At 70.4% G+C, this 19253-nt stretch carries 15 protein-coding genes; 4 read left to right on the top strand and 11 right to left on the bottom strand.

Annotation, left to right across the window (positions count from 1 at the left end; translation table 11 throughout):
- Positions 1-12: 12 nt before the first annotated feature.
- Positions 13-1353: a sigma 54-interacting transcriptional regulator gene (locus KF837_06095; protein ID MBX3226861.1), complete on the top strand. Its 1341-nt coding sequence runs from the start codon at positions 13-15 to the stop codon at positions 1351-1353.
- Here KF837_06095 and KF837_06090 read toward each other — a convergent pair whose 3' ends face one another.
- The 5 genes from KF837_06090 to uvrC all read right to left on the bottom strand — a co-directional run bounded on the left by KF837_06090 (position 1354) and on the right by uvrC (position 10353).
- Positions 1354-2040 carry a hypothetical protein gene (locus tag KF837_06090; protein ID MBX3226860.1) on the bottom strand — a complete coding sequence of 229 codons (687 nt, stop codon included), beginning with the start codon at positions 2038-2040 and terminating at the stop codon, positions 1354-1356.
- 330 nt (positions 2041-2370) lie between these two features.
- Positions 2371-3030 (bottom strand): response regulator transcription factor, encoded by a 660-nt coding sequence (locus tag KF837_06085; protein MBX3226859.1) that lies wholly within the window; start codon positions 3028-3030, stop codon positions 2371-2373.
- A gap of 63 nt (positions 3031-3093) precedes the next feature.
- Positions 3094-5661, bottom strand: coding sequence for a hypothetical protein (locus KF837_06080; GenBank protein ID MBX3226858.1), 2568 nt, complete (start codon positions 5659-5661; stop codon positions 3094-3096).
- A gap of 126 nt (positions 5662-5787) precedes the next feature.
- Complete coding sequence (locus KF837_06075) at positions 5788-8202, bottom strand: hypothetical protein (protein ID MBX3226857.1); 2415 nt, start codon at positions 8200-8202, stop codon at positions 5788-5790.
- Between the two features lie 33 nt (positions 8203-8235).
- Positions 8236-10353 carry an excinuclease ABC subunit UvrC gene (gene uvrC / locus KF837_06070; GenBank protein ID MBX3226856.1) on the bottom strand — a complete coding sequence of 706 codons (2118 nt, stop codon included), beginning with the start codon at positions 10351-10353 and terminating at the stop codon, positions 8236-8238.
- Between uvrC and KF837_06065 the strand changes: the two genes are divergently transcribed.
- Entirely contained in the window at positions 10340-12637 is a 2298-nt protein-coding gene (locus tag KF837_06065; protein ID MBX3226855.1) for a helicase, read from the top strand. The two genes, uvrC and KF837_06065, sit on opposite strands and share 14 nt — an antisense overlap.
- Here KF837_06065 and KF837_06060 read toward each other — a convergent pair.
- From KF837_06060 to maiA, 5 genes are all read right to left on the bottom strand, one after another.
- The gene (locus KF837_06060) at positions 12625-13140 is read right to left on the bottom strand and encodes a hypothetical protein (GenBank protein ID MBX3226854.1); all 516 of its coding nucleotides are present in this window, start codon (positions 13138-13140) and stop codon (positions 12625-12627) included. The two genes, KF837_06065 and KF837_06060, sit on opposite strands and share 13 nt — an antisense overlap.
- A gap of 80 nt (positions 13141-13220) precedes the next feature.
- Positions 13221-13751, bottom strand: coding sequence for a L,D-transpeptidase family protein (locus tag KF837_06055; protein MBX3226853.1), 531 nt, complete (start codon positions 13749-13751; stop codon positions 13221-13223).
- 45 nt (positions 13752-13796) lie between these two features.
- Positions 13797-14465: a hypothetical protein gene (locus KF837_06050; protein MBX3226852.1), complete on the bottom strand. Its 669-nt coding sequence runs from the start codon at positions 14463-14465 to the stop codon at positions 13797-13799.
- On the bottom strand, positions 14462-16072 hold the full coding sequence (locus KF837_06045; protein ID MBX3226851.1) for a BamA/TamA family outer membrane protein: 1611 nt from the start codon (positions 16070-16072) through the stop codon (positions 14462-14464). The genes KF837_06050 and KF837_06045 overlap by 4 nt, the downstream gene beginning before the upstream one ends.
- Positions 16047-16694 carry a maleylacetoacetate isomerase gene (gene maiA / locus KF837_06040; GenBank protein MBX3226850.1) on the bottom strand — a complete coding sequence of 216 codons (648 nt, stop codon included), beginning with the start codon at positions 16692-16694 and terminating at the stop codon, positions 16047-16049. Before maiA ends, KF837_06045 begins: the two co-directional genes overlap by 26 nt.
- A gap of 48 nt (positions 16695-16742) precedes the next feature.
- On the opposite strand from maiA, the gene KF837_06035 reads away from it, so the two are divergent.
- Positions 16743-17675 (top strand): class I SAM-dependent methyltransferase, encoded by a 933-nt coding sequence (locus tag KF837_06035; GenBank protein MBX3226849.1) that lies wholly within the window; start codon positions 16743-16745, stop codon positions 17673-17675.
- On the opposite strand, the gene KF837_06030 is transcribed toward KF837_06035, so the two are convergent.
- Positions 17646-18458: a hypothetical protein gene (locus KF837_06030; protein MBX3226848.1), complete on the bottom strand. Its 813-nt coding sequence runs from the start codon at positions 18456-18458 to the stop codon at positions 17646-17648. The genes KF837_06035 and KF837_06030 overlap by 30 nt on opposite strands.
- A 139-nt stretch (positions 18459-18597) precedes the next feature.
- Here KF837_06030 and KF837_06025 point away from each other — a divergent pair, with 139 nt between their 5' ends.
- A complete protein-coding gene (locus KF837_06025) occupies positions 18598-19242 on the top strand; it encodes a glutathione S-transferase family protein (GenBank protein ID MBX3226847.1) in 645 nt (214 codons plus the stop codon).
- Positions 19243-19253: the final 11 nt, after the last annotated feature.

Below are 19253 nucleotides of genomic sequence, written 5' to 3'. Positions count from 1 at the left end.
AGGTTCGAAGCTATGAGCGAATTTAGCACGAAGACGATCATCAAACCCCAAACCGGGATCGGCGCGGTCCGCGTCGTCGTCGTCGCGGGGAAGGCGCGCGGCGCGAGCATCGAGGGGCGAAAGGTCACCGTCGGCCGCTCGCGCGTCGCCGACCTCACGCTCGGGGATCCGACCGTCTCCGAGTTCCACGTCGAGGTCTCCGCCCATCCGGAGGGGATCGAGCTCCGCGACCTCGGGAGCTACAACGGCACGTACTACGAAGGCGCGCGCGTGCTCCACGCCGTCGTCGCGCGCGGCTCCACCGTGCAGCTCGGCGAGAGCGCGATGCGCGTCGACGCCTCCGTCGACCAGGCGGTGCCGTCGACGCAGGACTCGTTCCGCGACCTCATCGGCCGGAGCCCGGCGATGCGCGAGCTCTTCGGCCTCCTCGCCAAGCTCGCGCCGACCGAGCTCGCCGTCTTCGTCGAGGGCCCGACCGGGAGCGGCAAGGAGCTCGTCGCGCGCGCGCTCCACGACGAGAGCGCCCGCGCCGGGAGGCCGTTCGTCGTCCTCGACTGCGCGGCGCTGCCGGCGAGCCTCGCCGAGTCGGTGCTCTTCGGCCACGCCGCCGGCGCCTTCACCGGCGCGACCGAGACGCGCACCGGCATCTTCGAGAGCGCGAACGGCGGCACGATCTTCCTCGACGAGATCGGCGAGCTCCCGCTCGACCTGCAGCCGAAGCTCCTCCGCGTCCTCGAGAAATCCGAGGTCATGCGCGTCGGCGAGGTCCGCCCGCGCCCGATCTCGGTGCGCGTCGTCTCCGCGACGTGGCGCGACCTCCGGCGCATGGTCAACCAGGGGATGTTCCGCGACGACCTCTACTTCCGCCTCGCGCAGACGCGCGTGAAGCTGCCCGCCCTCTCCGAGCGGCGCGAGGACATCGAGCTCCTCGCCGCGTCGTTCCTCCGCCGCCTCCCGCGCAACGCCGCCGTCGCGCGCTCGCTCTCGCGCGAGGCGCTCTCCGAGCTCGCGCAGCGCGACTTCCCCGGCAACGTGCGCGAGCTCAAGAACGTCATCGAGCGCGCGGCGTACATGGCGGAGGGTCCCGTCATCCGCCCGCACGACCTCGCGTTCGAGCGCCTGCTCCAGCGCAGCGCGCACGCGGTCGAGACGGCCGCGCCCGACGCCGAGGGCGAGGTGCTGGAGTTCAAGGGCGCGAAGCGCACCGCGGTCGACGACTTCGAGCGCGACTACCTGATGCGGCTCATGACGAAGACCGGCGGCAACCTCACGACCGCCGCGAGCCTCGCGGGGATCGAGCGCCACTACCTGCGCACGCTGCTGAAGAAGCATGGTCTGCACGCGCGCGACTGACTATTCGCAGTAGTAGACGGTCATCTGGAGACCGTCGATCCCCATCGCCGAGTCGAACTTGAACGTGTCCTTTCGCCGGATGACGAAGGACACCCCGAACTCGAGCGAGTTGAGCGCGGCGGGGGTGACCTTCGCGTCCAGCCCCCAGAGGTCGGTCGGCCCGCCGAACACGCGGTTGTCGAAGTCGACGGGGTACGGATCGGACCGCGGTCGATCGTCGCCCGCGGGCCCCTCTCCCGGCAGCGTGAGCTGCACCGAGACGTCGAAGTAGACGAGCGGCTCGTTCGCGCGGGCGACCTGCTCGAAGACGATCCCCTTCACCTTGTCGGTGGGCGCGAGCCCGACCTGGAAGCCGCCGAAGAGGATGCGCTTCGAGGTCGTCCCGTGGATCGCGAGGATGTACGTCGGCTCGCCGTCCGCCTTCCTCCCCCGCTCGGGGAAGTTCCAGCCCATGCCGTTGCCGGTGTCGCGGCTCGTCGACGGGACGAGCGGCCCCTTGCTCTTCAGCGTGCAGCCCGCGTCGACATCCGGCGGCACGTACTGATCGAACACAGCGGCGTCACGCGGCTCGAGCGGCCCGGCCTCGGGCGGGGGCGGCGGAGGCGGCGGCTCCGAGTCCTTGCTCTCCGCCACGCCGAGGTCCTGGATCCCGACGACGAGCGCGCACCCAGGCACGAAGAGCGCCAACGCTCCCCATACCGCGCGCCGAAGCCAGGTGGACCGCCTCACCGGGAGCATCGGATCATACACCGTGCATATCGAAGGCCAATGCGCGCTTACGCGCCTACCTCGTGCCTGCCTCACGGTCTCGCAGCCGCCCGAAGGATCGGTCCGGTCACGGTCGTGACCTCCGCCACGAGTCCTCGGTGGCGTGCTGGGACGATGGCGCTGGGTTACACTCGCATTCGTCATGTCGGACGACAAAGCCGCAGGCGGCGCGCGCAAGGCTCCTCGGCCGACGCGATCTGCTCGACAGCATCTACCGCGGGTCTGACGACGGCTACGTCCTTGCCGGCGCTAATCCGCGTTCGCGGCGGTGGAGACGAGCTTGTAGCCGTAGCCGTAGACCGTGAGGATGTGGGCGGGCTTGTCTGGCACCTTCTCGATCTTCTTTCGTAGCTTCACGATGAAGTTGTCGACGGTGCGGTTCGTCGGGGACGCGTCGAGGCCCCAGATCTTCTGGAGGATCTCGTCGCGGCTCACCGGCTGGCCGATGCGCTCGACGAGGAGGCGCAGGAGCTCGACCTCGTAGAACGAGAGCGCGTGCTCCTGCCCGAGCGCCTTCAGCGAGTGGGTCGAGAAGTTCACCTGCGCGCCGCCGACCTCGACGATCTCCGGCGACGACGCGGCCGAGCGCGACGCGCGGCGGAAGATGGCGCGCACGCGCGCGATGAGCTCGTTCACGCTGAACGGCTTCGTCACGTAGTCGTCCGCCCCCGCGTCGAGCCCGCGGATCTTGTCCGTCTCCTGCGAGCGCGCCGTCAGCATGATGATCGGCACGAACGGGCTGAAGCGGCGCACCTCTTCGCAGACCGCGTAGCCGTTGATGTCCGGCAGCATGAGGTCGAGGATGAGGGCGTCCGGGCTCTCCGCGCGGGCGAGCTGGACGCCGTCCTTTCCCTTGCCGGCCGAGATGACCGCGAAGCCCTCGAACTCGAGCGCGTCGCGGAGCCCCATCACGATGTGGGGCTCGTCCTCGACGATGAGGATCGTCTTCTTCGTCAACGTCGTCCGTGCGGATCAGTGCTTCCGCGACTGGGTCTGCTGTTCGCCGCCGCTGCTGCTGCCCTGCGGCGTGTCGCCGGAGGCTTCGTTCGCGCCGAACTGCTGGATGCACTGGAGGCTGAAGCGCGCACCGGCGAGGATCGACGTACCGGACGCGAAGATGAGCGCCTGCGGGCAGCGACCCGCCGGGTTCTTCGTCGTGCCGGCGGCCTTCTCGACGTAACACCACTCGAGCGTGCTGTCGTTCGCGCAGGTCTCGCCCGGGGGCACGGCCTTCTGCGTCAGCTCACACGTCTCGAGGGTCGAGAGGTCGATCGCGCCCTCGGCCGAGGTGTTGCCGGACTCGGCCTTCTGCTGCTCCTTGAAGACCTTGAGGATCGCGTCGTCCGGCACCTTGAGGCCGAGGCTGGAGCACGATTGACCGCTGTCCGGGCTCAGCTGGACGAGGACGAGGCAGGGCACCGGGAGCCCCGTGCCCGTCGCCGACTCCTCCGCCGAGCGGAGCTTCTGCGGGAGGCACTGCTGCGTGAGCGCGTTCTTGAGGCGGTCGATGATCGCCGCGACGGCGGGGTTGTAGCCGTAGTCGGGATCGTTCTTGCGCTGCGGATCGAGCTGGATCGGGCAGAGCGACGCGATGATGCCCTGGTCGCCGAGCGCGCGGACGACCTGGAACTCGCGGATGGTCGGGTACGCCTTCGCCTTGATCTGCGTCGCCGAGCCGTCCGTCGCGCAGAGCGGCGGGTTCGGGGACGCGGCCGGGTTCGACTGGTCGTCGGTGCAGTCGCACGACTCGGTGCCCGTCGCGCAGCTGCGCTCCGTGGTCAGGTCGAACGTGCACGCGTACTGGAGGTCCTTCTTCGCCGTGTTCCACTCGCGGCCGTGGACCGGGTCGGTGCCGTTCTGACCGCGCGCCGACGTCGCGCTGCCGGCGCCGAGGAGGTCCTCGCGCGGCGCGACGGACTGGACCATGTGCGGGTCGATGCCCTCGTAGTCGAAGTTCGCCGGATCGCGGCCGAGGATCTTCACCCAGTCGTCGTTCGAGATGCGGTTCCTCTCGGAGGCCTCCGGCGTGCCGGACGAGTCGAAGTGGAGGAGCTTGTTCGGGACGCCGCCGACGACCGCGAAGAAGATGAGGTCCGGCGAGCGCGTGCTGCGCCCGAGGAGGCAGATCTCGTCACCCGACTCCGAGGGGAGCTTCGAGGCGAAGAGCGGGTTCGTGCACTTCGGCGTGCCGACGTAGTCCGAGATGAGGCGCTGGCCGTTCGCGCCCTCCCTGATCGTGTGCTCGCCGGTGCGATCCGGGACGCGGAACTTCGTGAAGCCGTCGACGTAGCGCTTGAGCGGGTACTGCGGGTCGACGCCGAAGCGCTCCTTCATGCGGTGGAAGCGGACGTTGAGGTCGTCGTCCGTCGGCCCGTAGAAGCCGTCGAAGCCCGGGCCGCTCTGACCCTGGATCGGCGACGACGTGCAGTTCACGTCCTGCTTGATCTTCTGGCAGGACTCCGAGTTCGGGTCGCAGCTCGAGGCGAAGCCGCACGAGGTGCACTCGGCATGCGCCGGATCGGTCTCGCACTTGGAGGTGCCGCGCGGCGCGGTGGTGCCCTGCGCGGACGTGCCGCGGTTCACCTTCGAGCCGGGGAACGAGCGCGCCATGAACGCGTAGCCGAAGCCGCCGACCGCGAGCGGGTCGGCCGACGAGTCGTCCTCGTCCGTGAGCATGATGATCGCGACGAGCGAGTCGGGGCGGAGGAAGTCCGCGCGCTGCTTCAGGACGTCGAGGTCGATGCCCTCGCCGAGGTCCGCTTGCTGGAAGTTGTCGAGGCGGACGACGTCCCACGGATCCGGCTGGATGAGGAAGCGGTACACGCTCTCGAGCTGGGCCTCGAGACCGCAGCCCGTCTGATCGACGCCGATGACGAGGTTCTGGAAGTTCGGCGTGATGCCGCCCTGGTCGATCTGATCGGCCGCGCCGATCGTCTGGAAGCCGCCGCCCTCGGGCTCGGGGTGACGCTTCTTGTCCTCGTTCTCCTCGTTCTGCGGGTACCAGGCGAGGAAGTCGAGCGGCGCGAGCGGGTTCTTCTGGCCGTCCTTGCCGTTGATGTTGACGAGCTTGCCGCCGTCGTTCGTGCGCCGGCGGTCGGGCGGGCAGACGTCGCCGCCGAAGTTGCCGAGCGACGAGGAGACGATGCCGATGTGCATGTCGCCGACCGGCTTGAAGTCGGGCTCGCTGTTCGGCTGCGGGCACCCGTAGTTGTCGTCCTTGTTGCCGGACGGATCGGCCTTCTCGCCGCTGTCGAGCGGGATGCGCGTCTCGCGATCGACGCACGGCGGCTGGAGCAGGCCCTGAATGAGGTTCGGGACGGCGTCCTTGAGGATCTCCTGCTTGTCACCCATCGACGCCGAGTTGTCGATCGCGATGAGGAGGTCGACCTTGTCGACGGCCTGCTGCGACACGGTCGAGGTGAAGTTGACCTTCGTGGTCGGGGGCTGCTGGCCGACGGGCCGAGCAAGGCAGCCCGTGGCGAGCATGGTCGCGACGGCCGCAAACGCCGTGAAGGTCCTGCCGAAGCTCATCGACTTCATCAGAGAGTCTCCTAGCCACCGAGCCCAAAGCCCGAGGCGCCTCCGACGATACACGGAACATGCCGCCATGAAAACAACGCGTTTGACCCGCGCGCCCCGCGTCCACAAGCCAACAAAGTTGCCACTCTAGTTGGCACCGTTGGCGGCCTCTCCCTCCGAGAATTGATTGATGCACTGGAGCGTGAAGCGGGCGTTGGTCAGCGCCGCGGTGCCGTCGGCGAAGATCAAGGCTTGCGGGCACGTCCCCGCCGGAGACCGCTGCCCCGGGGCCTTCTCGACGTAGCACCACTCGAGCGAGCCGTCCTTCGCGCAGGTCTCGCCGGCGCGCACGACCTTCTGCTTCAGCTGGCAGACCTCGCGGTCGTCCTCGATGCCGTTCTCCTTCGCTTGCTGCTCGCGGAAGACGCGGAGGACCTCCTCCGCCGGCGCCTCGAGGCCGAGCCCCGCGCAGGTCTGGCCCACCGAGGGATCGAGCTGCGCGAGCACGAGGCACGGCACCGGCGGCGGCTCCTCCATCGCGCGCTCCGTCTCGGTACGGAGCGCCTGCGGGAGGCACTGCGTGATGAGCACCTGCGAGAGCCGATCGACGATCGCCGCCACCGCCGGCTTGTAGCCGTACGTCGGCGCGTCCTTGTCGGTGAGCTGGAGCGGGCAGAGCGACGCGGCGATCCCGCGCTCGCCGAGGGCGCGCACGACGCGGAACGGACGGATCGACGGGTACGCCTTCGCCTTCACCTGCGTCGGCGAGCCGTCGTTCTTGCAGAGCGGCGCGTTGCTCGAGGGCTGCCCCTTCGCGTCGTCGTTGCAGTCGCACGACTCCACCGTCGACGAGCAGTCGCGCTCCTCCACCAGGTCGAACGTGCACGCGTACTGGAGGTCCCGCTTGTTCGTGTTCCACTCGCGGCCGTGGACCTCGTCGGAGCCGTGCACGCTCCGCGGCGCGTCGGGATCGCCCGCGCGACGGAGACCCGCGCGCGCTCCCACCGACTGGAGCATGTGCTCGTCGATACCGGTGTCGTCGTACGCGTCCGGGTTCTTGCCGAGGATCTTCACCCAGTCGGCGTCGGTGAGGCGGTTGTTCTTCGCCGCTCCCTGCAGGAGCCCGTTCGGGACGCCGCCGACCACCGCGAAGAAGACGAGGTCGGGGCTCCGCGAGCCCTTCGGGAGATCGCACGTCTCGTCGCCCTCCTGCTGCGGCAGCTTCGCGGCGAAGAGCGGGTTCGTGCACTTCGGCGTGCCGGCGTACTCCGCGATGTCGCGGCGTCCGTCCGGGCGCGTCGTCTCGGGGTGCTCGGTCGCGCGATCGGGGACGCGCGGCTTCGTGAAGCCGTCGACGTAGCGACGGATCGGGTACTGCGGGTCGACGCCGTAGCGCTGCTTCATCCGATGGAAGCGCACGTTGACGTCGTCGTCCGCCGGCGCGAAGAAGCCGTCGAAGCCGAGGCCGTCCTTGCCCGGCACCGGCGACTCCGTGCAGCTCGGGTCCTGCCGGATCTTCTGGCAGGCCTCCGTGGTCGGATCGCAGTCCGCGCCGAACGCGCACGACGTGCAGTCCGGGCTGCCGGGCTCGGACGCGCAGACGGACGTGCCGCGCGGCGCGGTCGACCCGAGCCCGAGCTCGCCGCGCTTCACGCTGGAGTTGGGGAAGTCCCGCGACATGAACGCCCAGCCGAAGCCGTTCAGCGCGAGCGGGTCGGCGGACGAGTCGTCCTCGTCCGTGAGCATCACGACCGCGACGAGCGAGTCCGGTCGCAGGAACTTCGCGCGCTGCTCGAGGAGCTCGAAGTCGATCCCGTCGCCGAGCGACGCTTGCCCGCCGTTCGGATCCGGGATCGCGACCCAGGGATCGGGCTGGACGAGGAAGCGGTACACGCTCTCGAGCTGCGCCTCGAGCCCGCAGCCGTTCTGGTCGACGCCGACGACCATGTTCTGGAAGCTCGCGGCGAGCTCCTCGAGCGACTGGACCCCGCCGCCCTCGGGCGTGGGGTGACGCCGCTTGTCCTTGTTCTCGTCGTTCGGCGGGTACCACGCGAGGAAGTCGAGCGTCGCCTTCGGGTCCTTGCCGCCGCCCCTGCCGTCGATGTTGACCAGCTTGCCGCCGTCGTTCGTGCGCTTGGAGGCGGCGTCGGTCCGGCAGACGTTGCCGCCCATGTTGCCGAGCGACGACGAGATGATGCCGATGTGCATGTCCGTCACCGGCTTGAAGAGCGGCTCGCTCCCCTCCGGGCAGCGGTAGCGGTCTTCGCGGTTGCCGAACGGCGAGGCCTTCGCGTCGATCGGGGTCCGCGTCTCCTCGTCGATGCACGGCGGCTCGAGGAGGCCCTCGATCAGGTTCGGGACCGCCTCCTTCAGGATCGCTTGCTTATCCCCCATCGACGCGGAGTTGTCGATCGCGAAGAGGAGGTCGACCTTGTCGACCGCGAGCTGCGTCTGGTCGTTCGTGAAGGCGACCTTCGTCGTCGGCGCGACGTCGCCGACCGGACGCGAGAGACAGCCGATCCCGAGGACGCCGAGCGCGAGCAGCACGAGCGATTTGTTCATCGCACGTTCGTCGCCGCGCGCGCTCGCGACGGCTCAATTTTGTGCGAACGGAAACGCGTCGCGGAGCGCTTTCAGATGGCGGCGCGTCACGCCGGGGACGGCGAGGATCGCGTCGTCGGTCGCGGCCTTGATCGCCTTGAGGCTGCCGAGGTGCATGAGGAGCGCCTGCTTCGTTCGCGGGCCGATGCCGGCGACGTCGTCGAGCGCCGAGCGCATCCGCTTCTTCTTCCCGAGGCGTTCGCGCGCGCGGTTCGAGAAGCGGTGCGCCTCGTCGCGCGCGCGCGCGAGGAAGAACATCGACGCGGAGTGGCTCTTCAGCGGGATCGGGTTCTTCTGCCCGGGCAAGTAGACGCGATCGACGAGCGTGTCGCCCATCACGCTCTCCTTCTCCTTCGCGAGCGCGACGATCGGCAGCTCGTGGAGCCCGAGGTCGCGCGCCGCCGCGAGGGCGACCGCGAGCTGCCCGCGTCCGCCGTCGACGACGAAGAGATCGGGCAGGTCCCACTCCTGCTCCGCGCCCTCCCCCTCCTCTTGTTTCTTCAAGCCGCGGCGGAAGCGGCGCGCGAGGACCTCGTACATCGCGCGGTAGTCGTCGCCGGCGACGTGCACCGGCATGCCGTCGATGTCCTCCTCGACGCTGCCCGGCGTCGGCGCGCCGTCGACCGCCTTCGACGCTCCCTCCGCCCCCGCGCCCCCCTTCACGGTGAAGGTGCGGTACCGCTTCTTGTCCGGCTCGCCGTCGAGCATCGCGACGACCGCGCCGACGGTGTCCTTGCCCGCGAGATGCGAGATGTCGCAACACTCGATGCGGCGCGGCACCGTCGGGAGGCGGAGGCGCTCCTTCAGCTGCGTGAGCCGCTCCTGCACGTCGTCCGACGCGCGCCGCTTCTCGTTGAACGCGTGGGCCGCGTTCTCGTTCGCGAGGCGGAGGAGATCGACGCGCGGCCCGCGCTGCGGCTGGAGAAGCGCGACCTTGTGCTTCGCGCGCTCGCTGAGCCACTCCGCGGTGCCGGTCGCGGCGTCGGGGAGCACCGGCACGATGATCTCGTCCGGGATCGGCAGCGCGATGTCGGCCGCGGGCGCGGCGCCCGCCTGATCCGGCATCCGCCGCGACCGGCGGGCCGCGCGCGTGGCGGCGTCGATCGAGCCGAGGTTCCCCTCGTCGGCGACTTCGGAGGCGGCGTAGTGCTGCGCGAGGAACGCGGCGACGACCTCCTCGTTCGGCACCTCCGCGTTCTTGATCGAGAAGGTGCAGAGGTCAGCGAGGCGGCCGTGGCGGATGTGGAGGAGCGCGAGCTCGACGAGGTCCCCTTCGCGATGGAGGCCGAGCACGTCGCGATCGACGTCGTCGACGCTGACGACGCGCTGCTCCTCGCGCACCTTCTCGATCGCGGCGAGCTGATCGCGATAGACCGCGGCGAGCTCGAAGCGCATCGCGCGCGCGGCGTCGGTCATGCGTTGATCGAGCTCGCGCGACAGCTCGTCGTGCCGCCCGTCGAGGAACATCGCGACCGCGCGGACCTGCTCGTCGTACCAAGAGCGATCGACCTCGAGCACGCACGGCGCGGGGCAGCGCTTGATCTGGTGCTGGAGGCAGGGGCGCTTCCGCGCGCGCATCTCGGTGTCGGTGCACGTCCGGAGCTGGAAGTGCTTGTTGACGAGGTGGAGCGTGCGCCGCGCCGCGGTCGCGGAGTGGTAGGGCCCGAAGTAACGCGCGGTCTCCTTCGGGCTGAAGCTCGGCCGCCGCACGACCCAGAGCCGCGCCCACTCGTCCTTCGGATCGAGCTTCAGCGAGATGTAGTCCTTGTCGTCGCGGAGCTTGACGTTCCAGCGCGGCCGGTGCTCCTTGATGAGGTTGTTCTCGAGGATCGCGGCCTCCTTCTCGGAGCCGGTCACGATCGTCTCGAGGTCGCCGACCGCGCGCTGCAAGAGCGGGATGAAGTACCGGTTGTCGGTGTTCCCGTCCTGGAAGTAGCTGCGGACGCGGCTCCGCAGCGACTTCGCCTTCCCGACGTAGACGACGGCGCCCTTCTTGTCCTTGAAGAGGTAGACGCCCGACTGCACCGGCAGGGCGTCCAGCTTTTCGGTCACGACGTCGGGCAGCACGTTCCTCTCGCGACTATAGTCGGTGCCGACGATGACCGCCGGCATCACGGCGTTGCTCGGTCCGACCAACACCGGCAAGACGCACCACGCGATCGAGCGCATGCTCGAGCACCCCACCGGCATGATCGGCCTGCCGCTGCGGCTCCTCGCGCGCGAGGTCTACGACAAGGTCACCGCGCGCGTCGGCGAGTCGAGGGTCGCGCTCGTCACGGGGGAGGAGCAGCGCGTGCCGCGCCGTCCCTCGTACTGGATCGCGACGACGGAGGCGATGCCGGTCCATCGCGACGTCGACTTCCTCGCCGTCGACGAGGTGCAGCTCGCCGCGCACGCGCAGCGCGGGCACGTGTTCACGTCTCGCCTCCTCTCCGCGCGCGGGACGCAGGAGACGTGGTTCCTCGGCGCGGCGACGATGCGCGGCGTGCTCCGCGAGCTCACGCCGGCGGCGAAGCAGGTCGAGCATCCGCGGCTGTCGTCGCTCCGCTTCGCCGGCGCGACGCCGCTCGCGCGCCTCCCGCCGCGGAGCGCGGTCGTCGCCTTCTCGACGCCGCACGTCTACGAGCTCGCCGATCGCCTGCGGAAGCGGCGCGGCGGCGCGGCGATCGTCCTCGGCGCGCTCTCCCCGCGCACGCGCAACGCGCAGGTCGCGATGTTCCAGGCGGGCGAGGTCGACTGCCTCGTCGCGACCGACGCGATCGGGATGGGCCTCAACCTCGGCGTCGAGCACGTCGCCTTCGCGGCGACGCGCAAGTTCGACGGCAAGGACGTGCGCGACCTCGACGAGGCCGAGCTCGGCCAGATCGCGGGGCGCGCGGGGCGCTGGATCCACGACGGCACGTTCGGCACCGTGACGCCGCTCGGCCTGCCGGACGGCGTCACGCACGCGATCGAGACGCACGGCTTCGCGCCGGTGCGCCGCGTGCAGTGGCGCTCCGACGACCTCGATTTCTCGTCGGTGGCGGCGCTCCGCGCGTCGCTCGCCGAGCCGCCCGCGCGTCCGATCCTGCGCCACGCGTCGGCCGCGGAGGACGCGCGGCTCCTCGCGCTGCTCGCCGATCGCGACGCGGTCCGGGCGCGCGCCCGCGGCGACGGCGTCCGCCTCTTGTGGGACGTCTGCACGGTGCCGGACTTCCGGAAGCTGATGCTCGAGGTCCACGCCGACTTCCTCGAGTCGCTCTTCGTCGAGCTCGCCGATCGCGGCCGCCTCCGCGACGAGTGGATCGAGCGGCAGGTGCGGGAGCTCGAGCGCCCCGCCGGCGACGTCGAGGAGCTCGTCGCGCGCATCGCGAGCGTGCGCGTGTGGACCTACGTCGCGAACCGCGCGACGTGGCTCGACGCGGCGGAGGCGTGGGAGGCGCGCACGCGCCAGCTCGAGGACCGCCTCAGCGACGCGCTCCACGAGCGCCTCGTCGCGCGCTTCGTCGACGCGAAGAAGAAGCACGCGCCGCCGCGATCGCCGCAGCGTGCGTCGTCACGATCGAGCGTCGACGACGTCTACCTCACGCCGGCGCCCGATCCGTCGCATCCGTTCGCGAAGCTCGCCGCGCTCCGCTCCTCGGTCGCGGCCGGCGCCTCCGACCGCCCTTCCCTCCCCGGCTCGCCGGCGTGGGTCGAGGACGTCATCGCCGCCGCGCACGCGAACCTCGCGCTCCAGGCGGACGGCCAGATCATGCACTCTGCAACCAACCGCGCGGTCGGCCGCGTCGCGCGCGGCAGCTCGATCGCGGTGCCTGCGGTGCGGCTCGCGACGGAGGACCTCGGGGCGGGGGCGAAGAGCCGGCTCCAGCGGCGCCTCCTCGCGTTCACGCGCGACCTCGTCGCCGAGCTCCTCGGCGGCGTCGGCGATCTCGCGACGAAGTCCGCGCCGGCGCCGCTCCGCGGCTTCGTGCATCGCCTCGAACAGGGCCTCGGCACCGCGCTCGAGCCCGACGTCGCCGACGTCCTCGCGATGCTCGACGCGGAGAGCCGCGCCTCGCTCGAGGCCGCCGGCGTCGTCTTCGCGCGCGGCGTCGTCTACGTCGCGAGCGGCCTCGCGCCGGCCGCGGTCGCGGCGCGCGTCGCCCTCGCGGCGGCGTGGTTCGGGGCGGGCAAGGGGCTCGTCCCACCGAGCGGCGGCGCGGTCTCGTTCGCGCCGAGCCGCGGCTTCGAGCGCGCGGCGTACGTCGCGATCGGCTTCCCCGTCGTCGGCCCACGCGCGATCCGCGCCGACGTCGTGGCGCGCCTCGTCGCCGCCGAAGCGCTCGAGGAGGCGGAGGCCGCGACGTGGATCGGCGCCTCGCGCGGCGACACGCGCAAGGTGCTCGCGGGGCTGGGGCTCGCTCAGGGATCGTAGTCTTCGCAGATGCCGAAGACGACGCCGGCGGGCGCGGGCATCTCGGCGCTGAGGCACCGGCCCGCGTCGTACTTCGCGCACTCGGCGTCGTTCTCGCAGAGGATCCCCTTCTTCGGTCCCGCGACGGTCGGATCGATGCAAGGCCTGCCGCCGAGCCGCTCCTGGACCTCGACGTAGCTCGGATCCGTCTCCGCGTAATCGCAGTACGTCGACGCGGGCTCGAGCCTGCGCGCGCACGCCGATCCGGTCGTGCGAACGATGCCGGTGTAGCAGCACGGACGCCCGGGATCGCAGCGCTTGCCGCCCGGCAAACACGCCATGAGCCCCTTCTGCGCGCAGGTCGGGTGCGCGTTGCCGGCGGGATAACACTTCGGCGCGACCCCGGGCTCGTCGCTCTGAAAGCACCAGTCTTCGAGCGAGATCGAGCACGCCCCGGGCTGCGTCGTCTGCGCACCGCAATCGACGTCGCCGGCGCGCTCGGCGCGTCCTTGTCCTCGATGCACGCCGCGACGACCAGCACGCTCACGCCCAAGACGGCAAGGAACCAGGAGCGACGCACCATCGCCCCTTCCTATCACGTCCGTCAATCTTCGATGTCGACGACGGTGCCGTCCTTCACGAGGCTCGCGACCTCCGTGATCTCGTCGTCGTTCACGGCGATGCAGCCGGCGGTCCAGTCGCGGAGCTTCACCGCGGGCTTGAGGACGTCGGGGACCGAGACGGGCGGGCCGTGGATGCCGATGGCGCCGCCGATCGTCGCCTCCTTCGGGAGCTCGCCGCTCGCCTTCAGCGCGTTGAACCGCTTCCAGTCCGCCGCGGTGGGGTAGTCGATGCCGAGGAAGATCTTGTACTTCGACGGCTGCCGCGTCGTGACGTGGTAGCGGCCGACCGGCGTCGTCATGTCGCCCTCCTGCCGCTTCGGCCCCAACCCGCCCGGTCCGATCGCGACCGTGTAGCTCTGCACCTCCGTGCCGTCGGCGGCGAGGAGCTTCATCGTGTGGGCCTTCTTCTGGATCAGGACCCGGGTGACCTTCTTCGGCGCCGGGGCGCCGGCGGCGTGCGACGTGACGAGGAGGGAGAGGACGGCGCAGAGAGCGAGGACACGGCGAACCATGTGCTGCTCGTCGGCCGACGAGGGCAAAGAGTGACGTGAAAAATCTCACGGCGCCGGCGTGACGCTCTGCGTCCGGAACCGCAGCGTCTTGTCGGCGGTGCCGATCTGCCGGACGAAGAGGCCGACGAACGAGCCGAAGAGCGCGTCACCAGGGCCGATTCCGGTGGAGCCGGCGGGCCTCGAAACCCACTGCCGCATCTGCGCGAGCATCTGCGGGCTGATCGGATTGACCTCGACGATGACGCCGAGGAAGTGCGGCTTGTTCACGGTGAGGAGGGTCTTGTCGGCGACGGGGAGGTCGCGGGCTTCGGCACATTGCCGGAGGACGCCCTCCAGGTTGACCGCGGCGAGGTCGCGCTCGCCGCCGGCGGTCGCGACCTTGAGCCGATAGACCTCTTCCCAGAGGTCGTACGAGACGCGGCAGGTGCGGCCCGCGAGGGCGATCGGGTTCGCGTCGCCTTCGCGGAGGACGTAGGCGCGCATCGCGATGACGGTCGGGAGGCCGCTCGCGAGCTTGGCGGCGAGGCCTTTGTCGATCACGTCGCGGTACGAGAAGCTCGCCTTGAGCAGGACCTGCTTCGTCTTCTCGTTCTTGTCCCAGACGAAGTTCGCCTGCCGCTGCGGGAGCGCCTCCTGCTTCGGCGGATCGTCGTCCGCGCGCGCGGAGAGCGCGAAGAGCATCACGGCGGCGAAGACGCGGCGCGCGAGCTTCATTGTGTCCCCGATCGGATGGGGATGAAGCCGAGGTAGTTCGCGATGCCGAGCGCGAGGCCGCCGATGGCGGTGTCGGCGCGAAGGCCGAGGTTGAACGTGAAGTCGAACGGGATCGTCTGGATCCCGCTGTAGCCGCGCGCGTGATCGATGAGGTCGCGCTTGTTCGCGACGGCGTAGAAGCCCGCGCCGCCGAAGACGTCGACCCCGTAGATCGTCTTGCGGCCGCGGTAGATCGGGACGCGGTACTCGCCGGTGAGGCGCGCCGCGTAGTCGCCGTAGCGGACCTCGGCGATGGTGGTGCCGAAGAAGTTCGGGGCCGCGCGGCGATCGAAGGCGAGGTCGAGCGCGCGGTGGGGCCGCAGATCGGTGTAGTCGCCGACGTAGAACTTCTCGAACAGCGGAGCGTCGCCGAACACCGATCCGAAGATCCCTTCGATCCGTATGACGTGCTCCCAGGGGAGAGGAATCCAACGCGACGCGCGAAGGACGAGCTTGGTGTACGGGTAATCGCTGCCGAGCGGCGTGAGCGACGTCTCGACGTGACCGAGCACGTGCCACCCGCGCGTGGGGAGGAACGGCTCGTCGCGCGTGTCGTGCACGATCGTCGCGCCGATGGTGGAGAGGATCGTGGAGCCGCGCGCGAGGTCGAAATCGATCGGCTCGATGTCGCGGCCGCGCTTGTGGCTCGCGGCGGCGGGGAGCTGCGCGTCGATCTTCTCGAGCCGATAGTCGAGGAAGCCGCGCGTCGCGCGGCCGAGCTCGTGCCCGAACCCGACGAGGCCGCCGAAGCGGCGGTAGCTGGCGAGCGCGTAGTCCTGCGGCGTCGTCCCCGAGGGGACGTCGACGAGGACGTCGCGGTTGCCGAAGAAGTCCTTCGCGTTGTTGAAGAGGAGCTGCGCCTCCGCGAGCCACGACGAGCGCAAGAACGACGGATCGCTCACGCGGGTGCGGAGCGCGAGCTGCCGCTCCGCCATCGCGATCGCGCCGCCGAGCGCGACGCCGGTGCCGGCGAGGTTCTGCTCCGAGACGTCGATGCCGCCGAACGCGGTGAGCGGGCGCGCGCGGCCGTCGGGCTCCGCGTCGGCGGAGAGGCCGAGCCACAGGTCGTTGACGAGGATCGTGTTGCGCTCGACGACGTCGACGACGAGCACGACGTACCCGCGCTTCGTCCCGCGCCGGAGCGAGAGCTGCACGTCGCGGAAGAAGCCGGTGCCGAGGAGGCGGAAGCGGGTGAGGACGAGCTCCTTGTCGTCGACGTCGAGCACCGCGCCGCGCTGGAACGGGACGTAGCGGAGGATGACGCGCGCGAGCGTCGTCGTGTTGCCGCGGACCTCGACGCCCTCGAGGACGTAGCGGAGGCCGCCGGGCCCGACCGGTCGATCGGCGCGCGCGATCGGCGGCGCGAGGTCGTCGGCGCGATCGGGCGTCGGCGGAGGAGGAGGAGGAGGAGGAGGCGCGACGTCGGCCGGGGTCTCGCCGTTTTCGGGGGGCGCGGGCGGATCGGCGCCCCACGTCTTCAGCGGCGCTGCGGCGGCCTCGCGGCTCGAGCCGAGGGCGGCGAGCGCGAGGACGAGCAGGCTCTTACGGATTCGCGTCCGGCTGCGCATCCGGGTAGGCGGCCTTCACGAAGGGAAGGTCCTTCGTCGCCTCGTCGACGCGGAGGATCGTGGGGTAGGCGTCGAGCTCGACGCCGAAGCGCCGCGCGGCGTAGAGCTGCGGGATGAGGAGGGCGTCGGCGGCGGTGAGCTCTGCGCCGTACGCGAACGCGCCCTCCTTCACGAAGCCCTCGCTCCGGTAGCTCGCGGCGAGCTGTTCCCACGCCGCGAGGCCGCGCGTGATCCAGTGGCGGAGCCAATCGAGGCGCTTGTCCTTGTCGTCGCCGATGCGGTCGAGCACGACGAGGTTCTGGAGCGGCTGGATGCCGGAGTTCACGAGCTGCATCAGCGCCCGCACGCGCGCGCGGTCCCCCGGCTCCTTCGGATAGAGCGGCGGCGTGGGGTGGAGCTCCTCGAGGAGCTCGAGGATCGCGGTCGACTCGACGTACTTCACGCCGTCGATGACGAGGCACGGGAGGTGCCCCATCGGGTTCGTCTTCTTGTACTCCTCGCGCCGCTGCTCGCCCTGGAGCAGGTTCACGAACACGGGCTCGTAGGCGAGTCCCTTGTAGCCGAGCGCGATGCGGACGCGATGCGACGCGGACGACCGCCAGTACGTGTAGAGCGTGATCATTGGGCGCGGCCGCATCTTACGCTAGAAGCGGGCGCCGGTATGGACGCGATGGAACGCAGATGCAACGCGTGCGAGGGAGAGCTCGCCCCGGCGCTCACGCAGGTGAAAGACCCGCAATCGCTCGACGCGTTCGACGTCCTGCGCTGCCGCGCGTGCGGCCTCGGCCACACGCACCCGATCCCGCCCGACCTCGGCGCGTACTACGGCCCCGACTACTACGGGAAGCGCCACGGCTTCACGGACAAGGTCTGCCTCGCGCGGCGGATGCGCATCGTGGGCGCGCCGCACGGCGGCGGGCGCCTCCTCGACCTCGGCTGCGGCGACGGCAACTTCGCGCTCGCGGCCGGCGCCGCGGGCTGGCGCAGCGCCGGCGTCGACATCGGCGCCGCCCTCGCGAACGCGCGCGCGAGCGGCCTCGACGCGTACGCGACGGCGGAGGAGGCCGCCGAGCGCCACGGCCCCTTCGACACGATCACGATGTGGCACACGCTCGAGCACTTCCCGGATCCGAGCGCGACGCTCGCGACGGTGCGCGCGAACCTCGCGCGCGGCGGCGTCTTCGTGTGCGCGGTCCCCGACGCGGCGGGCCTCCAGGCCTCCCTCTTCGGCGCGCGCTGGTTCCACCTCGACGTCCCGCGCCACCTCTATCACTTCACGCGCGCGGCGCTCACCGGCCTCCTCGAGCGCCGCGGCTTCGAGGTCGTGCGCTGGCATCACCAGGAGATCGAGAACGACGTCTTCGGCTGGATGCAGAGCGCCCTGAACGCGGTCCTGCCCGCGCCGAACGTCCTGTTCCAATCGCTCACCGGCAAGCGCACCCACGGCGGCCCGGCGCAGAAGGCCCTCAGCTTCGCCCTCGGCGCCGCGATAGCCCCCGCGAGCATGGCCGCCACCGCCTTGGGCACCGCAACGAAGCGCGGCGCCGCGATGATCGCGGTCTGTCGGGCGAGCTCAGAAGCAGAGGAACGTCATCCACCCTGAGCCGAAGCCGTTGATCAAGCCGGCCGTCTCGCGCGTCACGACGGTCGGCAGGGTCGTCGGGGTTCCGTCGAGGTCGAAGGTCACCGCCGTCGCGGCGGTCGCGGTCTCGCTCGAGTCGGAGGGTGTGAAGCCGAGGAAGGTGCGCTCCTGGATGGCGTCGGCCGGGCCGTAGAAGACGCGCGGCACGGCGAGCACGCCGTTCGCGACGGGGCCGAGGACGAAGAGCAAGTTGACACCGTCGCGGAGCGAGTGGCCCGGCGGGCCCCAGGCGAGCGACTCGGGGGAGTCGTTCGCGTAGGCGGTGATGACGGCCATATGCTCGGGCGACACGGGGTGGAGCGGACCGTCGACGCCCCCGCCTTGGATGCTCGTGCTCGTCAGCACGATCTGGTTGGGCAGCCCGCGATCGATGATGAAGGTGCCCGGCGTCGCGTCGTCTTCGCTCAGCGCGTGGCGCTCGAGGGTCTGAAAGCGCTGGATGAAGGCGCGGTGACGACCGGGCCGCTCCGGATCGGCGTCGATGACATAGATGCTCCCGGCGGAGCCGACGATCGCTGGTTTCGTCGGGGTCACAGGGTCGATCGTGGCCGGCTGCTCGAGCGGCGAGCACCGCTTGGTCCCGGCGGATCGCAGCGGCGCGGTGGGGATCCCGGTCGGTATGGGCGGCGCGCTCTTGCCGGCGCCGGCGCCTTGCGTCGCAGACTCGTCCGCCGCCGTCGGCGCGATCGTACCGCCGCACGCGACGACGACGGGCAGCGCGGAGAACCACGTCTTGAACGCCATCCCCGAAGAATGGCATCGACGCGCCGCCGCGTCATCACGCCGGCGCATCCCATCACGGCCCCCGCGCGCTCGCGAGTGAGCGTGTTGCCGCAGGCGTTCTGGCGAGCGCTCGGAGCTCGGCGCGCCTACCCTTCGCGTCATGCTCAAGGTCTATGGATTCTCGCGCGTGAACTCCGTCGCGCGCGGCAACACGCGTGACTTGCGGGTGCTCTGGGCGCTCGAAGAGATGCAGCTGCCCTACGAGATCGTCGGGATGGATCATCCCGCTCACGACCTGAATTCGGAGCGCTATCGGGCGTTGAATCCGTTCGAGCAGATCCCGACGATCGACGACGACGGAGTCGTGCTCTCCGAGTCCGCCGCGATCGTGATCTACCTCGCAAGGAAGACAGGCAAGTTGATCCCGGGCGATCTCGCCGGAGAAATGCAGGTCGTTCGCTGGTGTCTCGCCGCCGTCAACACCGTCGAGCTGCCGTTGATGTGCCTCATGTTCATCGACTGGTTCGCCGACAAGAATGCGCCCAACCCGGTCCGAGAGCGGACGATGGACTGGGCCAAGCGACAGCTGGGCGCGCTCGAGCGGTGGCTCACGAACCGCGAATACGTCGCGACGGACACGTTCACGGTCGCGGATGTCCTGATGTCGCTCGTCCTCAGCGAAGGCAAGCGGGAGACGCTGCTCGAGCCTTATCCGAACCTCTGCCGCTACCGTGACCGCTGCAAGTCACGACCGGCTTGGCAGCGGACGATCGAGGCGTATCGCACGCGCGTCGAAGCCGCGTAGCTGCCCGCGTA

Origin of the sequence: Labilithrix sp., assembly GCA_019637155.1 — a bacterium.
Taxonomy (GTDB): Bacteria; Myxococcota_A; Polyangia; order Polyangiales; family Polyangiaceae; genus Labilithrix.
The sequence above is the reverse complement of the archived record's forward strand: the minus strand, read 5'-3'. Positions and strand labels throughout refer to the sequence as shown.